At 56.1% G+C, this 2,131-nt stretch carries 2 protein-coding genes; both read right to left on the bottom strand.

Features of this window, described 5'->3' with window-relative positions:
* Nucleotides 1-369: 369 nt before the first annotated feature.
* Nucleotides 370-1,155, bottom strand: a complete 786-nt coding sequence (gene cobM / locus JX360_RS17250; RefSeq protein ID WP_244353460.1) for a precorrin-4 C(11)-methyltransferase — start codon at nucleotides 1,153-1,155, stop codon at nucleotides 370-372.
* 170 nt (nucleotides 1,156-1,325) lie between these two features.
* The coding region (locus JX360_RS17245; RefSeq protein WP_244353458.1) for a Gfo/Idh/MocA family protein at nucleotides 1,326-2,131 on the bottom strand (806 nt) is incomplete at its 5' end.

The raw sequence follows: 2,131 nt of genomic DNA, 5'->3' as shown, positions 1-2,131 counted from the left end.
GGTTAAACAGTGCCTCTTCCGGGAATTCCACCATGAAGTAGAGGACATCCTGTTTGAGCACCGAACGGGTTGGCAATGGCGCCAGTGCCTTTTGCAAAGACTTCGTGAGAGCTTCAACGCTTCGAGTGCCAGGTTGAGTTGCCATAACTAAGAAGCTTCTGTTTCTGTGTTGATTTATACTTTTGCAAAGGAGTTCAACAAACCATCAGCATCCATTCGTTCGGGGAATTTCCATACGACTTTCGAAAAAATCTGAGGCTTCAGCCCAGGGGCCAACTTCCCAGCAGCATGATGCCTCATTGTGCTCAATCGGCTCAATATCCGTCAATGTACTGAAAAAGCCTGTAACAGAGGCAAGCTGTCCTCCTTTCACCCTCGCGCTTTGGGCCGGAAAAGATGGGCATGCTCTGGGCTGTACAGCCGCGAACGGACCGACTGGGATCCCTGTAAGGCCGGGCTAATCAGATAAAGAACGGTGCGCTCTAGGCGGGCTTGCCGGGTGAGGGAGGCCATTTCTGTTAAGGAGCCCAGCCAAATATGTTCGTCGGGCCAACCGAGACGATAACAAACCGCAATCGGAGTATCGGCAGGATAGTGCATCAAGAGGTCGGCTTGGGCTTGCTCCACATGGCGAGCACTGAGGTAGAGACACAATGAAGCCCGATGAGCTGCCAAGCTGGCCAAGGCTTCTGGAGCAGGAACCTGGGTACGACCACTGGCACGGGTGAGGATGATCGTCTGTACCAACTCGGGGATGGTGAGTTCGACTTGCAAACGGGCGGCTGCCAACTGAAAAGCACTCACTCCAGGCACGATCTCAAACGGGATCCCAGCCTCCCCTAGGCCCAGCAGCAATTCGTGCAAAGCGCCGTAAAGGGCAGGATCCCCATCTTGTAAGCGCACCACCCGCTGACCTGCCTGGACGCGCCCTATCATCTCGGGCAACAAGGTTTCCAACGTTAGGGCACGCGTATCGATGGCTTCCACCTGCGGGCGACAATGGCACAACAGGCCCTCCGGCACCAGGGATCCCGCGTAGAACACCACATCCGCCTCTGACAGCAGCCGTTGTCCGCGCAGCGTAATCAGCTCCGGATCCCCAGGGCCAGCCCCGATGATCTGCACCGGGAAATAGGTAGACTCCAGTTTGGTCACTCAGCCGGATCCCTCACCACAGTACCGTTTGCGTCTTCGCTTCAGCGTTGCGAAGCAACAGCAGAACAGAGTCTTTGCATCCTAACAGCAGTCTTTGTGTCTGAAGCCAGGCGCTTCCAGCCTACCCCTCAAACTCCCCGTTTTTGGTGAAAGGCTGAGAGCCCCTGAAATTAAGGATGCAGGCTACGGCTACTGGGTTTGGCCTCACTCCAGGCACATCCATCCAGGGCAATGCGCTCCACTTCCGAGGCCAGTTTGAGAGCCTTGAGGGCCTGCTCGCCCCCGACAGAGGGTTGATTGCCACCGCGCACACAGTTGATAAAGTGCTCTAGCTCGGCATGCAGCTTATCGATATTGTCGGTATGAACTTTCTCGATGAGACAATCCCGCTGGTAGGGCATCTGGCCATAGTCGCTGGTGGTACTGGCGGATCCCTGACGATACACCGAGATCTCATTGTCTAGGAAGTCCGCTTCCACCAGGGCATTTTTGCAGTGGACGGCAATTTTGCGGACTTTGCGATGGGTGACTTTACTGGCCGTTAGGGTAGCGATGGCCCCGTTGGCAAAGGTGAGGGTGGCGGTGACGTAGTCTAGGTAGCCCAGCTTTGAGGCGCGGTTACCACTGGCGGTGACTTGAATCACAGGGGAAGGAATCAACTCCAGCAGCAGATCGATGTCGTGGATCATTAGGTCAAACACGACCGATACATCGCTGGCCCGGTCGGAATAGGGGCTGAGTCGATGAGCTTCAAACGCCAAGGGATCCTCAGTTTGCAGCACCTGGCCCAATTTTTGAAAGGCGGGGCTAAAGCGCTCAATATGACCCACCTGGAGGATACAGTGGCAATCGGCGGCCCGGTTCACCAGGGATTCCGCTTCGCTGATGTTGGCGGCAATCGGCTTCTCGATCAAGACATGCACCCCCGCCTCCAGGCAGGCTAAGCCCACCTCGTGGTGCAACACCGTCGGTACGG

Origin of the sequence: Thermostichus vulcanus str. 'Rupite' (assembly GCF_022848905.1) — a bacterium.
Taxonomy (GTDB): Bacteria; Cyanobacteriota; Cyanobacteriia; order Thermostichales; family Thermostichaceae; genus Thermostichus; species Thermostichus vulcanus_A.
This window is presented reverse-complemented; position numbering and strand designations above follow the sequence as displayed.